The sequence below is a fragment of the Amycolatopsis viridis genome (assembly GCF_011758765.1).
Classification (GTDB): Bacteria; Actinomycetota; Actinomycetes; order Mycobacteriales; family Pseudonocardiaceae; genus Amycolatopsis_E; species Amycolatopsis_E viridis.
On sequence record NZ_JAANOU010000001.1, the window covers coordinates 5364770 to 5386647 of the forward strand.

A 21878-nucleotide genomic window follows, 5' to 3' on the forward strand; every position below is an offset into this window, starting at 1 on the left:
GTCGACGTCTCTCGACTGGAACAACTCGAACCGGTGAAGTGGTAGCAGCGCCATCCCGTCAGTACCCGTTCCTCGTAGCCGGGGCAGGGTGCGCGCCGCTGCGACACGTTCACTCCAGCGGATCCGGCCCACGGGACCGCTGTACGACCGGATGTCCCGGAATGCAAATTGCTCACCCGAGGACTCGCGCCGAGCCCGATACCCACAGGACGCTAGTGGCGCTGCGGCCGTCCGGGTAGCCGATACGCGAACCGTTTCAGCCGATTCGCGCAGCGCCGTCGCGCTGAGCTACCGCCGGTCCAGCTCCGCGAGGAACCGGTCGACGGAGCCGCGCCGCCGGGTCTCGTCCGCCACTGGCTCACCCAGGATGCGCTCGGCGAGCTCCACCGCCATCCGGCCGAGCTCCGGCCGCAGCTCCGCCGCGATGCGGCTCCGCTGCCCGGCCAGCTCGGCCTCACCGCGGGCGATCATCCGCCCGCTCTCCGCCTGGGCTTCCGCGCGCAGCGCCGCCCGCTCGCGCTCACCCTCGGCGCGCGCCTCCTCGCGGATGCGCGCGGCCTCCGCACGGGCGTCGGCGAGCTGGGCGCGGAAGCGCTCGAGCACCTCGGCAGCGGCCGCCTGGGCCTGATCCGCCTTCTCGATCCCGCCCTCGATCTTGTCCGCCCGGGCCGCGAACAACGCCTCGAACCGCGGCACCACGAACCTCGCGAGCACGTACAACAGCACGAGGAACGCGACGAGCCCCAGCGCGAGCTCGGCAAGATGCGGCTTGACGGGATTCTCGGCCGCCAGAACGATCATCTCCACCCCCAGGAGCGCAAGATCGATGCCACACCGTAGCGGAGGACCGGTTCACGCAAAACACCGGCGGCTCTGGCACGGATCATCCCGGCGAGGTTCGGGTCAGGAATGGTGTCTCCAGCGCGGGCCTGGGCCCCCGAAGTCCAGCCACGCCGTCACCCACGTCGTGGTCACCTCGTGACGGGCCTCGAACTGGGTACCGCGCTGAGGCGAAGCCACCTGGCACCTGCGGAGTGGCCCACGGATGGCCCACAACCACCTGCACGCGCCCGCATACAACCGCACAAACTACGAACGCCCCGCCGACCTGTTTTCCCAGATCAACGGGGCTTTCCCGGAGGTGTGGCGGGTAGAGGATTCGAACCTCTGAAGGCAGTGCCGTCTGATTTACAGTCAGATCCCTTTGGCCGCTCGGGCAACCCGCCATGGCCGGGCGTGCCGGCCGGGGACAAGCTTACCAACCCCCGCGGGCGCGTCCGCCGGGGGGCGGGGCGGCGCTATGGTGTGGGCAGCCGACAAGCGAAAAGACGAGGTAGGACACGTGGCGGATCCGTCATTCGACGTGGTGAGCAAGGTCGACCGGCAGGAGGTCGACAACGCGCTGAACCAGGCGGCCAAGGAGCTTTCCACCCGCTTCGACTTCCGCGGCGTCAACGCCAAGGTCTCCTGGGCCGGCGAAGAGGCCGTGACGATCGAGGCCGACACCGAGGAACGCGCGAAGGCCGCGGTCGAGGTGTTCAAGGAGAAGCTGATCAAGCGCGGCATCTCGCTGAAGGCGTTCGAGGCCGACGAGCCCGCGGTGTCCGGCAAGATCTACAAGGTCAACGGCAAGATCCTCCAGGGCATCGCCACTGACAAGGCCAAGCAGATCGCCAAGGCGATCCGCGACGAGGGCCCCAAGGGCGTCCAGGCCCAGATCCAGGGCGACCAGCTCCGCGTCTCGGGCAAGAAGAAGGACCACCTGCAGGACGTCATCGCCCTGCTCAAGGACAAGGACTTCGGGATCGCGCTGCAGTTCACCAACTACCGCTGACCCTCAGGACAGCAACAGCGCCACGTCCCACGACGCGGCGTTGCCGGCCTGAAGCACCGCCCGGTGGCGCCCGGCGGCGGGCCGACCGCGACGCCGGCACCGCCAAACCCCGCATCTGCCCGTGGAACCGGCACGCGAGGAGGTGCCCGGCTGACGGCGCGCGCCCGGGCGGTACGAGGTGCAGGGGACCGCGAGGGCGTCCAGCTGCTTAGAGCTGTGCAGCAGGGCCGGGCTCGCACAGGTGGATCCCCGCCCGGCCGGAACGGGTGGCGGGTCCCAGCGGACCCGGCACCCGGGATCAGCCACAGCGTGGCGCAGATGTCGCTGAAGGCGGACCTGGCGGTCAGCACTAGCCGTCCTTCGAGGTCCAAGTCGAAGCCCCGGAGCCGGGATTTTCATCCGGCCGGAGGAGCTTCCTTCGTCCAAGGGCCGGCTCGCACCGACCGACGCCACCACCCCCCGACGATCACTCTGTGATCTAATTCCGCTGCTGACAGTGAGGGGGACGGATGCGCCGGATTGCCGCGCTGATGCTGACGATGCTGGTCACCACGGCCGCGCTGACAGTGCCGGCACAGGCCGCGCAACGCACCGAACTGGGCGTGGGCGCCTACCCACGGGTCATCCGGCTGGAGCACACGCAGTTCCGGCGCGGACGGATCATCGCCTCCGTCAACAGCTGGGACGGCGGTGGCGCGTTCGCGCGCATTTTCGAGAGCACCGACGAAGGGGCGTCGTTCCACCCGATCAGCGAGATCCGCGATCCGGAGGGTGCCCGGGGCGAGTGCTGCGGCAGTCTCTACGAGCTGCCGCAACGCGTCGGCCGGTTGCGTGCCGGCACCCTGCTGTGGGCGGCGTCCTACGGGCAGAACGGCGGCGCGGACCGGCGCATGTCGATCCGGATCTGGTCCAGTCCGGACGGTGGGCGGAACTGGAGTTTCCTGTCCGAATCCGCCCGCTCGCACACCGATGACGGCGTGTTCGAGCCGGAGTTCACTGTGGACTCCGGCGGGACGCTGTGGATGCACTACGCGGACGAGACCGAGGCGCCCCGGCACAGCCAGGTGCTCAACCGGGTCCCGTCCACCGATGGCGTCACCTGGGGAACCAGGCAGACCACGGTCGCGATCTCACCGGACCGCGTCCGGCCCGGCATGCCGATCGTGCGCAAACTGCCCGACGGGCGCTACTACTTCGCCTACGAAATTTGCAACTACGGCAGCCGCTATTGCGGTCCGTACTTCAAGATCTCCCCGGACGGCGCGGACTACGGCGACCCCACCGACCCGGGTGCCCGCGTCGCGACGGCGAGCGGCAACTACTTCCAGCACGCCCACACCGTCGCCGTGTTCCCCGGTGGACCGAACGGCGTTCGGCTGGTGATGGTCGGGCAGATCTACACCGACAGCGGCGGCCACCCGCTCCCCTCGAACGGGCGGGTACTGCTCGCCAACGACAACTTCGGCGCCGGGAACTGGTACGAGCTGCCGGCCCCGGTGCCCGTTCCCGGCGCCTACAACAACTTCTGCCCGAACTACAGCTCGTCGCTGCTGCCCGTGGACGACTCCCGGAACGTGCTGGAACTGGCCGCCGACTACGACGGCGGCGTGTGCAAGGTCTACTTCGGCAAGGGGCGGGTGTCCTGATAGGCCGTGTCCAGCGCGGCAGCGAACGTGTCGGTGGACTGGGCCCCGGAGACCGCGTAGCGGCGGTCGAAGACGAAGAACGGCACCCCGTTCGCGCCGAGCGCGCGGGCCTGGTCGATGTCCGCGCGCACCTCGTCGGCGTAGCCGCCCTCGGCCAGCACGTGGCGGGCCTCGGCACCGTCCAATCCGGCCTCCGCGGCCAGGCCGGCGAGGGACTCCGGGTCGAACACCGAACGCTGCTCGGTGAAGTAGGCCCGGAACAACCGCTCGGCGACCGCCTCCTGCAGACCGCGCTCGCGGGCGAGGTGCAGCACTCGGTGGGCGTCGAAGGTGTTGCCGATCAGGCTACCGTCCAAGTGGTACTCCAGGCCGTCGGCCGCGGCGAGCCGCGTCAGGCGCTCCTCGTTCGCGGCGAACTCCGCCTCGCTGATCCCGTACTTCGCGGCGAGCAACGGGGCCTTCGGCTGCGGCTCCCGCGGCGCGCCCGGGTCCAGCTCGAACGACCGGAACACCACCTCGACCTGGTCGCGGTGCTCGAACGCGGCCAGCGCGCGCTCGAAGCGCCGCTTGCCGAGGTAGCACCACGGGCACACGACATCGGACCAGATCTCGACCTGCACGACCCCGCGCAACGTCGCCGGGGCCGGGATTATTCCGCGAGCAGGCCCAGCAGCCAGGTGGCGAGCACCTGCTCGGCGTCCGAGCGGGCCTGCGCGGGGTTGTCGGCGTGCGTGATCATCAGCGCTGCCTCGTTCACGGCGCTCAGCACGAGCTGCGCGAGCACCTCGACCGGGAGCGGTTTGACCAGGCCCTGCTCGACGGCCTGCCGCAGCACGGTGGTGACCAGCCCCAGGCCGTGCCCGGCCTCGATCTCGCGCCAGGCGACCCAGCCCAGCACGGCCGGGGCGTCGACCAGCGAGATCCGCCGGACGTCCGCGCGCTCACACGCGTCGAGGAACGCCTTGAGCGCGAACAACAGGCCGGTCGCCAGGTCCGGCGCGTCCGTCATGGCGGCCTCGACCTCCGCCGTGACCTCCAGCTCGACCTGCTCGAACACCGCGCGGAACAGGCCCTGCTTGTCGCCGTAGTGGTGGTAGAGCGCGCCGCGGGTCACCCCGGCCGCGCGCACGATCTCATCCGCGGGCACGGCCTGGTAGCCGCGCTCGGCGAACAGCTCGCGCGCGGCCGCCACCAACGCGGCCCGGGTGTTCTGCGATCGCTCTTCCTGTGTCCGGCGCACGGCCCCTAATCTGCCATGACACCGGCGAACGCCAGGATGTGCCGCACCAGCTCGGCCGGCTGGTCCTCGGGGACGAAGGCGGAGGAGTCGGCGATTTCGACCAGGCGCGCGCGGGGCAGGATCTCGGCGAGCCGCCGGGCCAGGCGGAGCGGGAACATCCGGTCGTCGTCGCCCCAGGCCAGCAGGACCGGCTTGTCGAAGGCGCGCAGCTGCTCCGCCGCCGCGAGCGTGTAGCGCGGGTGCACCGCCCGGACGACCTTGCACACGTCGCGGCGGATCGCGGCGGAGCGGTGCGCCGGCCGCACGTAGGACTCGGTGATCGGCGCGGGAAATGCCCGTTTGGCCACCCAGCCGAACACGAGCGGAGTCCGGTGCAGGGCCTTGACCTGGAGCAACGCGGACACCTGGCGCATCGAACCGGGGATGCGGGCGAGCTGGGTGAGCGGTTTGAACAGCGGCGGGAAGAAGTGCCCGAAGCTGTCCGACGGGGTCAGCACGACACGGCCGACCCGCTCGGGGCGCCGCGACAGCAGGATCTGGGTGAGCGCACCACCGGTGTCGCTCGCGACGAGGATGACGTCCCGCAGGTCGAGAGCGTCGAGGAAGTCCGCGATGAGATCGGCCAGGCCGGGCGGGGTGAGGTCGGCGTCCGGGCGGACCGGGGTCTCGTGCGCCCCCAGCGGCATGTCGACGGTGAGGCAGCGGAAGCCGGCGGCAGCGACGTCCGGCACGACGTGGCGCCAGAGGTCGGCGTTGACGAAGACGCCGTGGACGAACACGACCGGCCGGCCCGTGCCGCGATCGACGTAGCGGACCTCACCCTGCGGGAGGGTCACGTGCCGCGCCTGGCCGAGTGCTGGTGAGCGAGTCATCCTCCGAACATACATACAGACTGTATGTATGTGAAGGTACGCGGCACGCTAGGGTGGTTCCGGATCGATCCGGGAGGAGCTGAGGCATGAAGGGCATCGTGCTGGCGGGCGGCAGCGGGACGCGTCTGCACCCGATCACCCAGGCGGTGTCGAAGCAACTGCTGCCGGTGTACGACAAGCCGATGATCTACTACCCGCTCTCGGTGCTGATGCTCGCCGGGATCCGGGAGATCCTGATCATCTCCACCCCCGCCGACCTGCCGAACTTCCGGCGGCTCCTCGGATCCGGCGACCAGTTCGGGTTGCAGCTGGCCTACGCCGAGCAGCCCAGCCCGAACGGCCTGGCCGAGGCGTTCCTCATCGGTGCGGACTTCCTCGGCGATGACGACGTGGCGCTGATCCTCGGCGACAACATCTTCTACGGCCAGGGGTTCTCCGGGCGGATGCAGCAGGAGGTCGCCACGCTCGACGGGTGCGTGCTGTTCGGGTACCCGGTGAAGGACCCGCAGCGCTACGGCGTGGGCGAGCTCGACCGCGACGGCAGGCTGGTGTCGATCGAGGAGAAGCCGGACCGGCCGAAGTCCAACCAGGCGATCACCGGACTGTACTTCTACGACAACCAGGTGGTGGAGATCGCGCGCGGGCTCACCCCCTCGCAGCGCGGCGAGCTGGAGATCACCGACGTCAACCTGGCCTACCTGCGGCAGGGTCGCGCGAAGCTGGTCGAGCTGGGGCGCGGGTTCGCGTGGCTGGACACCGGCACGCACGACTCGCTGCTGGAAGCCGCGCAGTTCGTGCAGGTGCTCGAGCACCGCACCGGGGTGCGCATCGCCTGCCTGGAGGAGGTGGCGCTGCGGATGGGCTACATCGACCCGGACGAGTGCCTGGCGCTCGGGCTCAAGCTGTCGAAGTCCGGGTACGGCGACTACGTGATCGCGTGCGCGCGGGCGGCCGGGGCGACCGGATAGATCAGAACGGGCCGCGGCGGGCCATGTCCTCCAGGCGCCGGATCCGGTCCTCGATCGGCGGGTGCGTGGAGAACATGCGGGAGAACGACTCGCCGGGGCGGAACGGGTTGGCGATCATCAGGTGCGACTGCGACACCAGCTGCGGTTCCGGCACGAGCGGGGCGCGGCGCGTGCCGTCCTCCAGCTTCCGCAGCGCCGAGGCCAGCGCGAGCGGATCACCGGTCAGCTCGGCTCCCGACGCGTCCGCCTGGTACTCCCGCGAGCGGCTGACGCCCATCCGGATGATGCCCGCGGCGATCGGGCCCACCAGGATGATCAGCAGCGAGACCAGCGGGTTGTTGCCCTCGCGGTCGTCCCCGCCGAACACGCCGGCGAACATCGCCACGTTGGCCAGGACGCTGACCATGCTCGCCAGCGCACCGGCGACGCACGAGATGAGGATGTCGCGGTTGTAGACGTGGGACAGCTCGTGGCCGAGCACCGCCCGCAGCTCGCGCTCGTCCAGCAGTTCCAGGATTCCGGTCGTGCAGCACACCGCCGCGTGCCGCGGGTTGCGGCCGGTGGCGAACGCGTTCGGCGCCTTGGTCGGGCTCACGTAGAGCCGCGGCATCGGCTGGCGGGCCGAGGTGGCCAGCTCACGCACGATGCGGTGCATGACGGGCTGCTCGGGCTCGGACACCGGCCGCGCGCGCATCGCCCGCAGCGCGATCGTGTCGGACTTGAAATAGGCGTAGGCGTTCATGCCGAGGGCGAGCACCAGCCCGATGAACAACGCGCCACGCCCGAACAATGAACTGATCGCGATGATGATGGCACTCAGCAACCCGAGCAACACTGCGGTTTTCAGCCCGTTCTGGTGCCTGTGCACGTGCCCTGCGCCTCCTTCCACTTCCGCAACGCGCGAACGGGGGGCGGAGTTCCGTGGCAACTCTGGCGTGCGCGCGGGCGGGCACGCCAGGTTGCGGTTGGATCCGGGTGCCCCACCCATTGTGGAAAAGGGCAGGTGCGGTCGGGCACCGGCACTGGCGCCACCGCCGCGGTGAATGCCGTTCACGCTGGTCAGGGCGGCGCCGCCGGAGACTCGCGGCCGGTGCCTAGCGGTCGTCGCAGGCGGCCCTGGCGCGGGTCATCGCCGCGTCGAACTCCGGCCCCTTCGCGGCGAAGTTCTGCATCACGATGTCGACCGGGGCCTTCAGCGCGTCGGCGAGCGACTGGTAGCGCGGCTCCTGCTCGGCGGCCGCGGCGGCGAGCTGCGCCGCCGCGCCCCAGCGCTGGAACCCGGCGTACTTGTCCACCGGATCGAGTGACGTGGTGCGCGCCACCGCGGCGCAGGCGGCGTCGACGTCGGCGGCGGCGCCGGATCCCGCAGCACCCGAACCGGTCCCGATCCAGACGAGCCCGACGATTCCCGCGCCGACGACGAGCCCGACGACCAGGGCGACCACGGCGAGCGGCCACCGGCGACGCGGGGACGGAACGGAGTACGGCTGGGCCGGGTACGGTTGGGCCATCGGAGATCCTTCCAGCGTGGGCTGTCACCCCATGGACGCTCCCTCGTCCCGCCTGGTTCCGGGGAGTCGTGCCGCCCACAGCGAGCCCCGGAGGGAATCAACGCAGGCCGGGGACGAGACCCTCGATGAGGACGTCCAGTGCCTGCTCGACGTGCACGTCCTCCGCCACCTGGACGGCGGGCTGGCCGCCGCGCCCGGAGCTGTCCGCGCGGGTGCGTCCCCGCGCGGCGCCCTCGGCCAGCTCGACCCGCACCGGCGTGGTGCGGCAGCTCACCAGGTCGGGGCGGGCCAGGACGGCGGCCGCGAGCGGGTCGTGCAACGGCATCGGCGGCCGCTGATCCGTTGGTGCGGCGGCGAGCAGCTTGGCGAAGCCTCCCCAGGGCAGTGGGTCCTGCGCCAAGGCGGTGAGCCAGCCGGTCGTGGGCTGGACCTGGCGGGTCACGTCGAGCCCGACCAGCGTCAGGTCGAACCCCGCCGTGAGCACCTGGTCGGCGGCCTCCGGGTCGGACCAGATGTTGGTCTCGGCCACCGCGGAGACGCTGCCGTCACCGGTGAACACCCCGCCCATCACCACGACCCGGCCGGCCAGCCCGGGCAGCCGGGGTTCCCGCTGCAACGCCAGGGCGAGGTTGGTCAACGGGCCGAGCATGAGCAGGGCGAGCTCACCCGGGCGTGCCCGCACGTGCCGGAGCAGCTGGGCGGCGGCCGGCTCGCCGACGGGCTTGGCGGCGGGCGGACCGAGCAGGCGGCCCACCGGGTCCTCGGGATGGCGGTAGTGCACCTCGCGGGTCAACGGCGCGGTGGCTCCTTGCGCGACCGGCACCTCGGTCTCGAGCAGCTCCAGCACACGCAGCGTGTTGCGCGCGGCGGCCTCGGCGGGCACGTTGCCGTGCACCGAGCCGATCGCGACGACGTCGACAGCGGGGCTGCGGGTGAGGAACACCAGTGCCAGCGCGTCGTCAAGGCCGCCGTCGGTGTCGACGAGGACGGGGACGGGTGCTGCCTGCGGGGTCATGGGAGATGACTGTGCCGTAGCGCGTGAAGCTCGCGCCGCCCGCCCGGTTCACGTCGCCAATTCGGGTACCCCACCACCCGTCAGCGCCCGCGGCACCACCCGCTGGCCGTCAGCACCGGAGCCTGAAGGTCGAAACCACGCAGAGGACACCCATGAAACTCGGACTGCAAATCCCCGACTTCACCTGGCCCGGCGGCCCCGCCACGCTCGGCCGCGACCTCGCCGACATCGCCCGCGCCGCCGACGACGCCGGATTCGACTACCTCGCCGTGATGGACCACTTCTTCCAGATTCGCGCGGTCGGACCCAGCGAGCACGACATGCTCGAGGCGTACACCACCCTCGGCTTCCTCGCCGCCCACACCGAACGCGTCAAACTCCTCACCGTCATCACCGGCGTCCTCTACCGCCAGCCCGGCGTGCTCGCCAAGGCGGTGACCACCCTCGACGTGCTCTCCGGCGGCCGGGCCATGCTCGGCATCGGCGCCGGCTGGAACGAAGAGGAATGCCGCGGTCTCGGCTTCCCGTTCCCGCCCACCGCGGAACGCTTCCAGATGCTCGAAGAAACGCTGCAATACGTGCTGCGCATGTGGTCCGACGACGACGGACCTTTCTCCAGCCCGCACATCGAGGCCGAACGGCTCCTGAACGTCCCGCAGGCGCTCACCAAACCACACCCGCCGATCATGATCGGCGGCAGCGGGGAGCAGAAGACCCTGCGGTTCGTCGCGCGGTACGGCGACGCCTGCAACATCTTCGACGGGCCCGACCTCGAACACAAGCTCGACGTCCTGCGCGGGCACTGCGAAACCGAGGGCCGCGATTACGCCGACATCACCAAAACGGTCTACCACCCCCTCGACGTCGGGGCACGCGGCGAAAAGGCCGACGAGCTCAAGCGGGAACTGCGCCGCCTGCACGAACTAGGCGTGGACGCCGTGATCGGCTCCATCCCGGGGCTTCCGGACCCGGGCCTGATCGAAACCTTCGCCGACGACGTCATCCCGTTCGCCGAAACGCTCTGACCGCCGGTTACCGCCCCAGGAGGTTTCTTCCTCGCGGAAACCCGACCAGGCCAACGGTTTTCCGCGAACGCGGCCCGTAACGATGTCCTCCCGTCCCCCGACCTCTGGGTCAAGCCGGTGGCGGCGGGAGGATTTCCATGAAGATCAGCGTCTTCGGGCTCGGCTACGTCGGATGCGTCTCGGCCGCGTGCCTCGCCGGTGAGGGACACCGGGTGATCGGCGTCGACATCAATCCCGGCAAGATCGACCTCATCCGCCGGGGCAACGCACCCGTGGTGGAAGAACGCATCGGTGAACTGACCGCACGGGTCGTCGCGAACGGCGCGCTCACCGCCACCACGAGCGTCGCCGACGCGATCGCCGGCAGTGACATCTCGCTGGTCTGCGTCGGCACGCCGTCGGCCCCCAACGGCAGCCTGTCCACCGCCTTCCTGGAACGGGTCACCGAGGAGATCGGCGGCGCGCTCGCCGGGAAGACCGGCCGGCACACGGTCGTGTTCCGCAGCACCATGCTGCCCGGCACCTGTCTGGACCTGCTGGTGCCGATCCTGGAAAAGGCCTCCGGCCGCACCGCCGGCGTCCACTTCGGCGTCGCCGTGAACCCCGAGTTCCTCCGGGAAGGCAGCAGCGTCAAGGACTTCTTCGACCCCCCGAAAACGGTCATCGGGGAACTCGACCCGGCCAGCGGCGACGCGGTCGCGGACCTCTACGCGGGCCTGCCCGGCGACGTCTTCCGGGTGCCGATCCCGGTCGCGGAGATGACCAAGTACGCCGACAACGCCTTCCACGGCCTCAAGATCGGCTTCGCCAACGAGCTGGGCGCGATCTGCCGCGCCCTCGGCCTCGACTCGCACCGCGTGATGGACGTGTTCCTGGCCGACCGCAAGCTCAACGTCAGCCCGGCCTACCTGCGGCCCGGCTTCGCCTTCGGCGGCTCGTGCCTGCCCAAGGACCTGCGCGGGCTGGTCTACGCCGCGCACCGCGCCGACGTGTCGGTGCCGCTGCTCGCGCACGTGCTGCCCTCCAACGAAGAGCACCTCCGCCGCGCGTTCGACCTGGTCGCGCGCACCGGCAAACGGCGCATCGGCCTGTTCGGGCTGTCGTTCAAACCGGGCACCGACGACCTGCGCGAGAGCCCGCTCGTCGAACTCGCCGAACGCCTGCTCGGCAAGGGCTACGACCTGAGGATCTACGACGCGAACGTGAGCCTGTCCCGGCTGGTGGGCGCCAACCGCGAGTACATCGAAAGCCGCCTGCCGCACCTGGGCCAGCTGCTCGCCGGCTCGCCCGGCGAGGTGCTGGACCACGCCGAGGTGTGCCTGGTCGGCAGCACCGACCCGGCCGTGCTCGCCGTGCTGCCCCACGCGGGCGGCCGGACCCTGATCGACCTCGTCCGCCTGCCCGACGCCGCCGTGCGCCGCGACGAAGAAGGATACGTCGGCCTTGCCTGGTAACGCCCTGATCCTCGTCGAGAACCTGTCCGTGCCGTTCGACCGGCGGGTCTGGCAGGAGTGCACCACCCTGCGCGACGCCGGGTGGACCGTCCACGTGATCTGTCCACAGGGGACGAAACGGGACACCGAACCGGAGGTCGTGCTCGACGGCGTGCACATCCTGCGGTACCCGCTCACCGCGGCCACCGGTGGCCCCGCCGGCTACCTGCGGGAGTACGGTGCCGCGCTGTGGCACACGGCCCGGCTGGCCCGCAGGGTCGGACGGGTCGACGTCGTGCACGCCTGCAACCCGCCGGACCTGCTGTTCCTCGTCGCGCTCCGGCTCAAGCGCCGTGGCGCGAAGTTCGTCTTCGACCACCACGACCTGGTCCCCGAGCTGTACCTGTCGCGGTTCGGCCGTGGCCGGGACCTGCTCTACCGCGGCGTGTGCGCGCTGGAACGGGCCACCTTCCGGGCCGCGGACGTGGTCATCTCGACCAACGAGAGCTACCGCGACGTGGCACTGACCCGCGGAGGCAAGCGGCCCGCGGACGTGTTCGTGGTCCGCAGCGCCCCGGTCGTGGAGCGGTTCCACCAGGTGCCACCGGAGCCGGAACTCAAGCGCGGCAAGCCGCACCTGCTGTGCTACCTGGGTGTGATGGGGCCGCAGGACGGCGTCGACTTCGCCCTGCGCGCGCTCGCGAAACTGCGTGACGACCTGGGTCGCACCGACTGGCACGCGGTGTTCGTCGGGTCCGGCGACGCGTTCGACGCGATGGTCGCGCTGTCCCGGGAACTGGGCCTGGACGACCGGGTGGAGTTCACCGGCCGCATCCCGGACGCCGACCTGGTCCGTTATCTGTCCACAGCGGACGTCTGCCTGTCCCCGGACCCGCACAACCCGCTCAACGACGTGTCCACCATGAACAAGATCATGGAATATATGGCGATGAGCCGGCCGATCGTGTCGTTCGACCTGCGCGAAGCGCGCGTTTCCGCGGGCGACGCGGCGGTGTACGCGCCGGCCAACGACGAACTCGAGTTCGCCAAGCTCACCGCGCGGTTGCTGGACGATCCCGCGGAACGGCGGCGCATGGGCGACATCGGCGCGGCGCGCGTCGCGGGACCGCTGTCGTGGGCCAACTCGGCGAAATCCCTGCTCGCCGCATACGCAGCCGCGAGTCGGTGAATCGCTGACCGGTACCGGGAAAACCCCGTCGAGAAACTTTTTGCACCAGGCCGGTAACCAATCCAGGAATTGCCGCGACCTGGTTCGTGAAAGGCAATCCAACCGGACGCCGGTGGCGTCCCGCGGATCGATCGAGGGGGCAACCATTGGGTGACGACACCGTCCGCTTGTCCACGATCGGACGGATCCTGCGCAACCGCTGGCGCCTGCTCGCGGCGCTCGCGGTGCTCGGCGCGCTCGTCGGGACGGGCGCGTCGCTGCTGTTCTCCCCCGGCTACCGGACCTCGACGAGCGTGCTGCTCCAGGGTTCGCGCGACGCGGGCGAACTCCTCACCGAAGCGCAGGTCGCGACCAGCACCGTGGTGCTCGACCGGGCCGCGCAGGCACTGGGCTGGGGGGTGAGCGGGGCGGCGCTGAGCGGCAACGTCAAGGCCGGCGCGAGCCAGGCCAACATCATCGACATCACCGCCACCGCGGACACGCCGGACAAGGCGCAGAAACTGGCCGACCAGGTGGCCAACGCCTACGTGGCCTACACCGCGCAGCTCTTCGGCGCGAATTCCGACGCCGCGAGCCAAGTGGCGCAGGAACAGGCGACCGCGTTGCGCCACCAGGTCCAGGAAACCAACGACCGCATCACCGAACTGTCCCAATCGGCGCAGAAGCTGTCCGTGGAGACGGTCGATGTGCGCACGCAGCTGGAACAACTGCGCAGCGACCTGGCCGACGCGATGCTCAAGCTGGACCAGTCCGACCAGACCATCAGCCAGACCAAGACCGTCGTGATGGGTTCGGCGCAGCTGCCGACCAGCCCGGCGGCACCGACGATGACCCAGTTCGCCGGTGGTGGCGCGGTGGCGTTCTTCCTGCTCGGCGTGCTCGGCCACCTGATCGGCGCACGAGCGGACCGGCGGCTGCGGGACGAGCAGGAGATCGGGTCCGCGGTCGGCGGCCCCGTGCTCGGCAGCGTCGACGTGCCGGTGGACCGGCGCACGCACCAGGCGACCGGCAAGGCGCGGCACGCCTGGTCGCGCTGGCTCGGCCTGGACCGCGCGTGGAACGAACCCGAGCTCCTGCCGTCGGTGGACCGGGCGAGCCGGGAGGTGCGCTACCGCCGGGTGCTGTCCCGCCTGGGTGACGAGCGGGGCACGTTCGCGCTCGTCGTGCTGCTCGTCGCCGACGACGACCCGGCCGGGCGGGGCGCCGCCGCCCAGCTGGTCGCGGCCTCGGCCGGACGGCCCGAGCTGCGGATCGTGGTGACCAGCGCCGCCCGGCCCACCGTCGGCGAGGTCGAGGGCGCCGACGGGGTCGTGGTCGTGCAGGGCAGCGGCACCCGGACCGGCTGGGAGCTGGTGGACCTCGCCACCGCGTGCGGGGACGCCGGGCTGCGGGTGCTCGGCACCGTCGTGGCCCACCCGGCGCGGACGTCGGCGCGGACCGGGGACGAGCCGGCCGGTGCGGCGCGGCCGGACGGGGTATTGGCGGGTTCGGCATGACCACACCCGACCGCGCACCCGCGGACCAGCCGCTCATCGACCTCCACCGGCTGCTGACCTCGATCCGCCGCAGGCGGCGGATGTGGCTCGCCGCCGCGGTCATCGGACTGCTCGGCGGCGCGGCGTTCGCGTTCCTCACCCCGGCGAAACCGACCGCGGTGACGTCCCTGCTCGTGCTGCACACGGCCGACCAGCCCAACGACAGCAAGAGCCTGATCCAGACCGACGTGGCGGTGCTGCAGAGCACCCGCATCGCGGGCGCCGCGGTCCGGACGCTGAACCTGCCGGCCACGCCCGAGCAGTTCCGCACCACCTACACCGGTGCCGGGCTGACGAACAACATCATGCAGGTCACGGCGACCGGCCCGACCGTCCCGGACGCGCTCGCCCGCGCCAAGGCGATCGCCGACGCGTTCATCACCGACCACCGGCAGCGGTTGCAGGCGGCCGCCGATGCCGAGGCGCAGGCGCTGCTCAACCAGCGCGACCAGCTGCAGGGCGAGCTGAACCAGGTGGACGTGCAGATCGCGCAGGCGTCGGGCCGCACCAGCCAGATCGGCCCCGCCGAGCTGCAAACGCTGTACGCGCGCCGGGCCGACCTCGCCTCGCGCGTCTCGGACTACACCGGCCGCGCCACCGAGGCCCGGGTCGGGCAGCCCCAGCTGGGGGCGGGCAGCCAGATCGTGGACGGGCCGCGCGCGGTCGCCTCGTCCACGCTCGGCTCGGCCATGACCACCGGTGGGATCGGCGGCGCGTTCGGCCTGTTCGCGGGGCTGGCGATCGCCGCGGTGCTCAGCGTGGTGCGGGACCGCCCGGTGCTGCGCCGCGACATCGCCGCCGAGCTGGGCGCCTCCGTCATCGGTGAACTGCCCCAGCCCAGCCGGGTGCGGCGGTCGCGGGCCGCCGCCCAGCACCACCGGGTGGCCGCCACGCTCGCCCGCACCGTCGCCCCGGGCGGCGGGTCGGTGTCGGTCCTCGAACTGGGCTGCCCGCGGATCGCGGCGACGCTCGCCCTGGACGTGGCCAAGCACGTGGCCGGCGAACTCGACGGCCCGGAACACACCGTCGTGCTCGTCGACGACCTGCCCGGACGCGAACTCACCGCGGTAGCCGGTGACCCGCCGGAGATCCCGGTGGTCGACGGCGCCGAACGGGTGGGTGCGGGCCTGCGGATCGGCGTCGGCTCGGTAGCGCCGGGCACGGCGTGGACCGACCTGAGCCGTCTCGGCGCGGAAACCGTGCTGGTGGTGCGCACCGGGAAGGCGACCACGCAGTGGCTGCACACCGTCGCCCGCCAGCTGGCCGACCTGGGCATCCCGGTCATCGGGATCGTGCTGGTCGCGCCGGACCCGAAGGACCGCACCGACGGCACCCTCTGGGACGGGCTGCACACCGCGCTGCGCGGCCGGGCCGCGTTCGCCGCCGCACGCCCGGCGGGCGGCAACGACCACCCCGCCCGGTGGCACGCGCCGCTCCCGGGCCGCAACGGCGAGCGGACGGTGACGCTCGAACCGGTGCAGGCCGAGCTGCCGACGAAGCAGTTCGCCCCGGCCGGGCACGCCGACCACACCGGGTCCTGCGTCAACGGCAAGCTGCCCCTCGAACGCGAAGGCTGACCAGCGCATGTGCGGTATCGCAGGAACCCATCGCCTGCCGGACGGCGGCCCGCTCACCGACCGGCTCACCCGGCGGCTGGCCCACCGCGGCCCGGACGGCGAGGGCCGCTACGACCACGGCGACGTCCACCTCGGGCACCGGCGGCTGTCCATCATCGACCTGTCCCAGACCGGCGCGCAGCCGATGGTCTCCGGCGGGCTCGCGCTCAGCTACAACGGCGAGCTGTACAACGCACCGGAACTGCGCGCCGAACTGCAGGGCAAGGGTGTGCGGTTCCGCGGCACGTCCGACACCGAGGTCGTGCTGGAGGCGTGGCGGCGATGGGGTACCGACTGCCTGCCGCGGTTGCGCGGCATGTTCGCGTTCGCGATCTTCGACGAGCGCACCGGCGAGCTGTTCCTGGCGCGCGACCAGCTCGGCATCAAACCGCTGTTCTACCTGCGCCGCGGCGACGGGCTCGTGTTCGCCTCGGAGCTGAAGGCGCTGGCCGGTGAGCTGGGCGGCGAGCTGCACGTCGACGAAACCGCACTGGTCGCCTCGCTGCTCTACTACTGGGTGCCCGACAGCCGCTGCGCGTTCCGCGAGGTGCGCAAGCTGCCCCCGGGGACCTGGTTGCGGTCCCGGCCGGACGGACGCGTGGACACCGGCCGGTACTGGAACCTGCGGGACGTGGCCGCCGAGGCGCAGGCCGGTCCGCCGGCCGATCTCGCCGCTGTGGTCGAGGACTCCACGCGGGCACACCTGCTCGCCGACGTGCCGGTGGGGACGTTCCTGTCCGGCGGGCTGGACTCCAGCTACCTGACCGCCCTCGCCGCGCGGCACCGCCCCGGGATCTCCGCCTACACCATCGGGTTCCGCGCCGCGGACGCGAAGTTCGAGGCGATGCCGGACGACCTGCGCTACGCCCGGATCGTCGCGCAGCGCTTCGGCGTCGACCTGCACGAGATCGAGATCGCGCCGGACGTGCAGGAACTGCTGCCGCACCTGACCCACCACCTGGACGAGCCGATCGGCGATCCGGCCGCGATCAACAGCTACCTGATCTGCACCGCCGCACGCGAGGCCGGGGTCAAGGTGATGCTGTCCGGCATGGGTGCCGACGAGTTGTTCGCCGGGTACCGCAAGCACCTGGCGAACCTGATCGCGCTGCGCTACCAGAAGATCCCGCGTGTCCTCCGCGGCCCAGCCGAGTCCGTTGTGGACCGTCTGCCGGTGGCGAACGCGCGACGCGGCTTCCGGTCGGTGCGGTTCGCCAAGCGGTTCCTGTCCTTCGCCGAACTGCCCGAGGAAACCGCGTTCCGGCGCAGCTACACGATGTACGACCGGGACGAGCTGACCGGCCTGGTCCACCCCGACCTCGCCGGCGCGGTGGACGACGTGCTCACCGAACACGCCGACACCTACCACGACAACCAGTTGCACGACTTCGTCAACCGCATGTGCCTGGCCGACGCGCGCATGTTCCTGCCCGGGCTGAACCTCACCTACACCGACCGCTCCAGCATGGCCGCCTCCACCGAGGTGCGGGTGCCGTTCGTGGACGTCGAGGTGGTCCGGGCCGCGTTCAGCCTGCCCGGCAACCGCAAGATCGCCGGGCGGCAGGGCAAGGCGGCGCTGAAGGAAGCCGCCTCACCGATCCTGCCCAAGGAGATCGTGTACCGGCCGAAGGGCCTGTTCAGCGCTCCCCTGCGGGCGTGGATGAGCCGGGACCTGGCGCCGCTGGTGCGGGAGGTCGTGCACGACGGCGAGCTGGTGCGGTCCGGGCTGCTGCGGCGGGAGGCGTTGCAGCGCCTGGCCGACGAGGACGCCGCCGGCCGCGAGGACCGGTCCAAGCACCTCTGGCACGTCCTGACCCTCGAGTACTGGTACCGCGGCGCGACCGAAGCCGGTGCGGCCGAGCGAGCAGCGTGAAGGAGCCCTGGTGAAGCAGGTCGTGCAGAACTACAAGAGCGGCGAGCTGGCGCTGCTGGACGTCGAGGCGCCCGCTTGTAAGCCGGGCGGGGTGCTCGTGCGGACCGCGTACTCGCTGATCTCCACCGGCACCGAGATGATGAAGGTGACCGAGGCGAGCATGTCGATGCTGGGCAAGGCGCGCTCGCGGCCGGACCAGGTCGCCAAGGTTGTGCAGAGTGTCGCGACCAACGGCGTCGGCGCCACCTACCGCAAGGTGATGAACCGCCTCGACTCGTACACACCACTGGGCTATTCGCTGTGCGGGGTGGTCGAGGAGGTCGGGGCCGGGTTGGCGGGCACCGTCGAGGTCGGCGATCTGGTGGCGTGCGCCGGCAATGAGCACGCGCTGCACGCCGAGTTGAACTGGGTGCCGGAGAACCTGTACACCCGCGTACCGGCCGGGGTGCGGCCGCGGCACGCGGCGTTCGGCACCGTCGGCGCGATCGCCCTGCAGGGCGTCCGCCGCGGCGAGCCGCAGCTCGGCGACACCGCGCTGGTGATCGGGCTGGGCTTGATCGGGCAGCTCGTCGTGCAGCTGCTGGTGGCGTCCGGGGTGCGCGTGGTCGGGGCCGACCCGGACACCGGGCGGTGCCGGCTGGCCGAGCGGCTCGGCGCGTCGGTGGGCGGTCACCCGGGTTCCGGCGAGGTGGCGGTCGCGGTCGGCGAGCTGACCGGCGGGCACGGCGTCGACCAGGTGTACCTCGCCGCCGGGGGCGGCACGAACGAGCCGGTCGAGCTGGCCGCGAAGCTCGCGCGGGACCGCGGGCGGGTGGTCGACATCGGCAAGTGCCGGCTCGACCTGCCGTGGAACGCCTACTACGAAAAGGAACTGGACGTCCGGTTCTCCCGGTCGTACGGACCGGGCCGCTACGATCCGGAGTACGAACTGGACGGCCGCGACTACCCGATCGGCTACGTGCGCTGGACCGAGCGCCGGAACCTGGCGTGCTTCCTCGACCTGATCGCCCGCGGCCGCGCCGACGTCGAACCGCTGGTCTCGCACGTCGCGGACTTCGCCACCGCGGTGGAGACCTACCGCAGGCTCGACGAGGGCGAGCTGACGGCCGTCGCCGTGTTGTTCCGCTACCCGGGTGCGGAGCACGAGCCCGCCGAGCCGGAGCTGACCACCGCGGTGCCGCACCGGGAACCGGTCCGCACGTCGCAGCGGCCGGGCCGGATGCGGACCGCGTTCCTCGGCGCCGGCAACTACGCGTCCTCGATGCTGCTGCCGCACCTGGCGGAGCGGGCGGACGTCGAGCTGCGCCGCGTGGTCACCACGTCCGCGCTGTCCGCGGCGAACGCCAAGCGCAAGTTCGGGTTCGCCGAGGCGTCCACCGACGTGGCCGCGACACTGGCCGATCCGGACATCGACGCGGTGTTCGTGGTGACCCGCCACAGCTCGCACGCCGACCTGACCCGGCGCGCGCTGCTGGCCGGCAAGGCGGTGTTCGTGGAGAAGCCGCTGGCGCTGACCGAGGCCGAGCTGGGCAAGGTGCTCGGCGCGATCGAGGAGTCCGGCAACGACCGGCTGCAGGTCGGGTTCAACCGCCGGTTCGCGCCACTGCTGAGGGAAAGCGCCGGGCGTTTCGGCCGGCGGATCGGCCCGGCGTCGGTGCGGTACCTGGTCAACGCCGGCTGCCTGGAGCACGGCAGCTGGTACGACCGGGCCGGGTCGGAGGGCACCCGGTTCACCGGTGAGGGCGGGCACTTCATCGACACGGTGAGCTGGCTGCTCGGCGACGACCCGGTGTCGGTGTACGCGGCTGCCACGCCGGACCAGCAGGACCTGCAGATCCTGCTGCGGTACCCGGGCGGCTCGACGGCGACGATCAGTTACGCCACCAGCGGTTCGGCCGCCTTCCCGAAGGAGACGCTGGACGTCGTCGCGGACGGCAAGGTGCTCGCGTTCGACGACTTCGCCCGCGCCTCGGTGTACGCGCGCAAGCGCTGGACCAGCTCGCGCATCCCGAAGGGCCGCGACAAGGGCCAGCACGCCGAGCTGGACGCGTTCGTCGCGGCGGTCACCTCCGGCGGCCCGATGCCGGTGCCGCTGGAGTCGCTGGTCGCGACCACGCTGGCCACGCTCGCCGTGCAGACCAGCCTCGCCACCGGCGCGCCGGTCAAGATCGGGGCCGGCCCATGACGGACCTGGGCTGGTACCTGCGGCGGCTCTCGCGGATGGGGCCGCGGGAAGCCGCCGGGCGGGCGGCGGACCTGCGGAACCGGCACAGATTGCGGCGCGCACTGCCGGAACCGTCCACTCCCCTGCCCGGCCGCCGGTTCACCGCCGTGCTGCCTGCGGGCGTGTCGGTCCCGCCGGGGGCGCGCGCCCGGGTGCTGGCCACCGCGGACCGGCTGCTCGACGGCCACGCCGAGTACTTCGGCGTGCCGCGCGACGATCTGGTCGACCCGGACTGGTCGTTCGACCCGAAGACCGGCCGGCGCGCGCCGGTCGACACCTTCGCGTTCGACATCCCCTACCGGCACGAGGACGTGGTCGGCGACATCAAGCAGATCTGGGAGCCCTCCCGGCACCAGCACCTCACCGTGCTCGCCACCGCCCACGCGCTGACCGGCGAGGACCGGTACGCCGAGCGGGTCGCCGACCACCTGAAGTCGTGGTGGGCGGCCAACCCGCCGATGACGGGCGTGCACTGGGTCAGCGGGATCGAGCTGGGCATCCGGTTGCTGTCCTGGGTGTGGGTGCGGCGCCTGCTCGCCGCCTGGCCCGGCGCGGCCGGGCTGTTCGAGGACAACCCCGAGGCGCTGCACCAGATCTGGCACCACCAGCGCCGGCTGGCGACCTTCCCCAGCCGCGGGTCGTCGGCGAACAACCACGTCGTCGCGGAGGCGGCCGGGCAACTGGCCGCGGCGTGCGCGTTCCCGTGGTTCCCCGAGTCGGCGGGCTGGCGCTCGGCGGCGCTGCGGTCGCTGGCCGACCACCTGGACGCCAACACCTTCGGCTCCGGGCTGAACCGCGAGCTGGCCACCGAGTACCACGGCCTGGTCCTGGAACTGGGCCTGGCCGCGGCGGCCGAGGCCGGACCCGCCGCACCGGACTCGCTGTGGCAGACGCTGCTGCGGATGACCGACGCGCTCGCGGCGGTGGTGGACGTCCGGCTGCGGCCGCCGCGGCAGGGCGACGGCGACGACGGGCACGGGCTGGTCCTCGACGGCCACGGCACCGACCGCTGGTCCTCGCTGTTGTCCACCGGCGACGCCGTGTTCGGCCGCCTGGACTGGTGGCCGCGTCCGCGTGGGGACGACGTGCGCACCCCGCTGCTCGCCGCGCTCGCCGGGCGGCACGAGCTGCCGGGCCGCCCGGACACCCGCGCCGACCACTTCGCCGACGCCGGGCTGACCCTGCTGCGCACCCCGCCCGGCGACGGCCGCGCCGAGATCTGGTGCCGGTGCGACGGCGGCCCGCACGGGTTCCTGTCGATCGCCGCGCACGCGCACGCCGACGCCCTGTCCGTGGAGGTGCGGCACGACGGCGTGGACATCCTCGCCGACCCGGGAACCTACTGCTACCACGGGGAACCCGGGTGGCGGGCCTACTTCCGGTCCACCCTCGGCCACAACACCGTGCAGCTCGACGACACCGATCAGTCCACTTCGGGCGGTCCGTTCCTGTGGACCCGGCACGCCCGAACCCGGGTGCTGGCCCGGCCGGGGGGCGGGGTGCCGCGCTGGTGCGCCGAACACGACGGCTACCGGCCGGCCGTGCACCGCCGCACCGTCGAACTCGACCCGGCCGGCCGCGCACTGCGCATCACCGACGAGATCACCGCCGACCGGCCGCACCGGGCGCGACTCGCGTTCCACCTCGGTCCGCGGGTGTCCGCGGAGCTGTCCGGGAACGCGGCCGTACTGACGTGGACCGCCGGCGGCCGCGACGAGACGGCGATCCTCGAACTGCCCGGCGGGCTCGCCTGGACCGCGCACCGCGGCCGGACCGCGCCCCCGCTCGGCTGGTACTCGCCCGGCTACGGCCGCCGCGAGCCGGCCACCACCTTGATCGGCAGTGGGTGCACCGGCGGCGCGCTGGTCACCCTGCTGCGCTTCGCCCGCTAGCCGGA

The 21878-nt window shown here is 71.8% G+C and carries 18 protein-coding genes and 1 tRNA gene; 11 read left to right on the forward strand and 8 right to left on the reverse strand.

From position 1 onward, the window contains the following. Positions 1-288: 288 nt before the first annotated feature. Positions 289-801 (reverse strand): F0F1 ATP synthase subunit B, encoded by a 513-nt coding sequence (locus FHX46_RS26540; RefSeq protein WP_167120359.1) that lies wholly within the window; start codon positions 799-801, stop codon positions 289-291. A gap of 343 nt (positions 802-1144) precedes the next feature. After that, a tRNA-Tyr gene (locus FHX46_RS26545) sits at positions 1145-1226 on the reverse strand. Positions 1227-1342: 116 nt separating this feature from the next. Between FHX46_RS26545 and FHX46_RS26550 the strand changes: the two genes are divergently transcribed. Both FHX46_RS26550 and FHX46_RS26555 read left to right on the forward strand, forming a co-directional pair. After that, entirely contained in the window at positions 1343-1834 is a 492-nt protein-coding gene (locus tag FHX46_RS26550; RefSeq protein ID WP_167120362.1) for a YajQ family cyclic di-GMP-binding protein, read from the forward strand. Between the two features lie 509 nt (positions 1835-2343). Then, positions 2344-3480: a sialidase family protein gene (locus FHX46_RS26555; RefSeq protein WP_167120367.1), complete on the forward strand. Its 1137-nt coding sequence runs from the start codon at positions 2344-2346 to the stop codon at positions 3478-3480. Here the strand turns inward: FHX46_RS26555 and FHX46_RS26560 are convergent. From FHX46_RS26560 to FHX46_RS26570, 3 genes are read right to left on the reverse strand one after another with little or no spacing between them, the layout of a single operon-like run. Further along, complete coding sequence (locus tag FHX46_RS26560) at positions 3453-4100, reverse strand: DsbA family oxidoreductase (RefSeq protein ID WP_167120370.1); 648 nt, start codon at positions 4098-4100, stop codon at positions 3453-3455. The two genes, FHX46_RS26555 and FHX46_RS26560, sit on opposite strands and share 28 nt — an antisense overlap. Positions 4101-4129: 29 nt before the next feature. After that, entirely contained in the window at positions 4130-4720 is a 591-nt protein-coding gene (locus FHX46_RS26565) for a TetR/AcrR family transcriptional regulator (RefSeq protein WP_167120373.1), read from the reverse strand. A gap of 5 nt (positions 4721-4725) precedes the next feature. Continuing rightward, complete coding sequence (locus FHX46_RS26570) at positions 4726-5592, reverse strand: alpha/beta fold hydrolase (RefSeq protein WP_167120376.1); 867 nt, start codon at positions 5590-5592, stop codon at positions 4726-4728. Positions 5593-5678: 86 nt separating this feature from the next. On the opposite strand from FHX46_RS26570, the gene rfbA reads away from it, so the two are divergent. After that, the gene (rfbA, locus tag FHX46_RS26575; protein ID WP_167120379.1) at positions 5679-6560 is read left to right on the forward strand and encodes a glucose-1-phosphate thymidylyltransferase RfbA; all 882 of its coding nucleotides are present in this window, start codon (positions 5679-5681) and stop codon (positions 6558-6560) included. Between the two features lies 1 nt (position 6561). Here rfbA and htpX read toward each other — a convergent pair whose 3' ends face one another. The 3 genes from htpX to FHX46_RS26590 all read right to left on the reverse strand — a co-directional run bounded on the left by htpX (position 6562) and on the right by FHX46_RS26590 (position 9086). Continuing rightward, a complete protein-coding gene (htpX, locus tag FHX46_RS26580; protein WP_167120382.1) occupies positions 6562-7428 on the reverse strand; it encodes a zinc metalloprotease HtpX in 867 nt (288 codons plus the stop codon). Positions 7429-7654: 226 nt separating this feature from the next. After that, positions 7655-8071: a hypothetical protein gene (locus FHX46_RS26585; protein WP_208400298.1), complete on the reverse strand. Its 417-nt coding sequence runs from the start codon at positions 8069-8071 to the stop codon at positions 7655-7657. A gap of 97 nt (positions 8072-8168) precedes the next feature. Continuing rightward, positions 8169-9086, reverse strand: a complete 918-nt coding sequence (locus FHX46_RS26590; RefSeq protein ID WP_167120385.1) for a nucleoside hydrolase — start codon at positions 9084-9086, stop codon at positions 8169-8171. A gap of 152 nt (positions 9087-9238) precedes the next feature. Between FHX46_RS26590 and FHX46_RS26595 the strand changes: the two genes are divergently transcribed. From FHX46_RS26595 to FHX46_RS26630, 8 genes are all read left to right on the forward strand, one after another. After that, positions 9239-10111, forward strand: coding sequence for an LLM class F420-dependent oxidoreductase (locus FHX46_RS26595; RefSeq protein WP_167120388.1), 873 nt, complete (start codon positions 9239-9241; stop codon positions 10109-10111). Positions 10112-10248: 137 nt separating this feature from the next. Next, the gene (locus FHX46_RS26600; RefSeq protein WP_167120390.1) at positions 10249-11565 is read left to right on the forward strand and encodes a nucleotide sugar dehydrogenase; all 1317 of its coding nucleotides are present in this window, start codon (positions 10249-10251) and stop codon (positions 11563-11565) included. Further along, the gene (locus FHX46_RS26605; protein ID WP_167120392.1) at positions 11555-12733 is read left to right on the forward strand and encodes a glycosyltransferase family 4 protein; all 1179 of its coding nucleotides are present in this window, start codon (positions 11555-11557) and stop codon (positions 12731-12733) included. The genes FHX46_RS26600 and FHX46_RS26605 overlap by 11 nt, the downstream gene beginning before the upstream one ends. A 146-nt stretch (positions 12734-12879) precedes the next feature. After that, positions 12880-14229 carry an exopolysaccharide biosynthesis protein gene (locus FHX46_RS26610; RefSeq protein WP_167120393.1) on the forward strand — a complete coding sequence of 450 codons (1350 nt, stop codon included), beginning with the start codon at positions 12880-12882 and terminating at the stop codon, positions 14227-14229. Then, positions 14226-15845 (forward strand): Wzz/FepE/Etk N-terminal domain-containing protein, encoded by a 1620-nt coding sequence (locus FHX46_RS26615; protein ID WP_167120396.1) that lies wholly within the window; start codon positions 14226-14228, stop codon positions 15843-15845. Before FHX46_RS26610 ends, FHX46_RS26615 begins: the two co-directional genes overlap by 4 nt. A 7-nt stretch (positions 15846-15852) precedes the next feature. Continuing rightward, positions 15853-17757 carry an asparagine synthase (glutamine-hydrolyzing) gene (gene asnB / locus FHX46_RS26620; protein WP_167120398.1) on the forward strand — a complete coding sequence of 635 codons (1905 nt, stop codon included), beginning with the start codon at positions 15853-15855 and terminating at the stop codon, positions 17755-17757. Between the two features lie 10 nt (positions 17758-17767). Next, on the forward strand, positions 17768-19942 hold the full coding sequence (locus FHX46_RS26625) for a bi-domain-containing oxidoreductase (protein ID WP_167120400.1): 2175 nt from the start codon (positions 17768-17770) through the stop codon (positions 19940-19942). Then, complete coding sequence (locus tag FHX46_RS26630) at positions 19939-21873, forward strand: alginate lyase family protein (RefSeq protein ID WP_167120403.1); 1935 nt, start codon at positions 19939-19941, stop codon at positions 21871-21873. Before FHX46_RS26625 ends, FHX46_RS26630 begins: the two co-directional genes overlap by 4 nt. The last annotated feature ends 5 nt before the right edge of the window (positions 21874-21878 follow it).

Coding starts and splice junctions, on each gene's coding strand:
- FHX46_RS26540 (WP_167120359.1), bottom strand. CDS start 801: ATGATCGTTCTGGCGGCCGAGAATCCCGTCAAGCCGCATCTTGCCGAG.
- FHX46_RS26555 (WP_167120367.1), top strand. CDS start 2,344: ATGCGCCGGATTGCCGCGCTGATGCTGACGATGCTGGTCACCACGGCC.
- FHX46_RS26570 (WP_167120376.1), bottom strand. CDS start 5,592: ATGACTCGCTCACCAGCACTCGGCCAGGCGCGGCACGTGACCCTCCCG.
- rfbA (WP_167120379.1), top strand. CDS start 5,679: ATGAAGGGCATCGTGCTGGCGGGCGGCAGCGGGACGCGTCTGCACCCG.
- FHX46_RS26585 (WP_208400298.1), bottom strand. CDS start 8,071: ATGGCCCAACCGTACCCGGCCCAGCCGTACTCCGTTCCGTCCCCGCGT.
- FHX46_RS26590 (WP_167120385.1), bottom strand. CDS start 9,086: ATGACCCCGCAGGCAGCACCCGTCCCCGTCCTCGTCGACACCGACGGC.
- FHX46_RS26595 (WP_167120388.1), top strand. CDS start 9,239: ATGAAACTCGGACTGCAAATCCCCGACTTCACCTGGCCCGGCGGCCCC.
- FHX46_RS26600 (WP_167120390.1), top strand. CDS start 10,249: ATGAAGATCAGCGTCTTCGGGCTCGGCTACGTCGGATGCGTCTCGGCC.
- FHX46_RS26615 (WP_167120396.1), top strand. CDS start 14,226: ATGACCACACCCGACCGCGCACCCGCGGACCAGCCGCTCATCGACCTC.
- asnB (WP_167120398.1), top strand. CDS start 15,853: ATGTGCGGTATCGCAGGAACCCATCGCCTGCCGGACGGCGGCCCGCTC.
- FHX46_RS26630 (WP_167120403.1), top strand. CDS start 19,939: ATGACGGACCTGGGCTGGTACCTGCGGCGGCTCTCGCGGATGGGGCCG.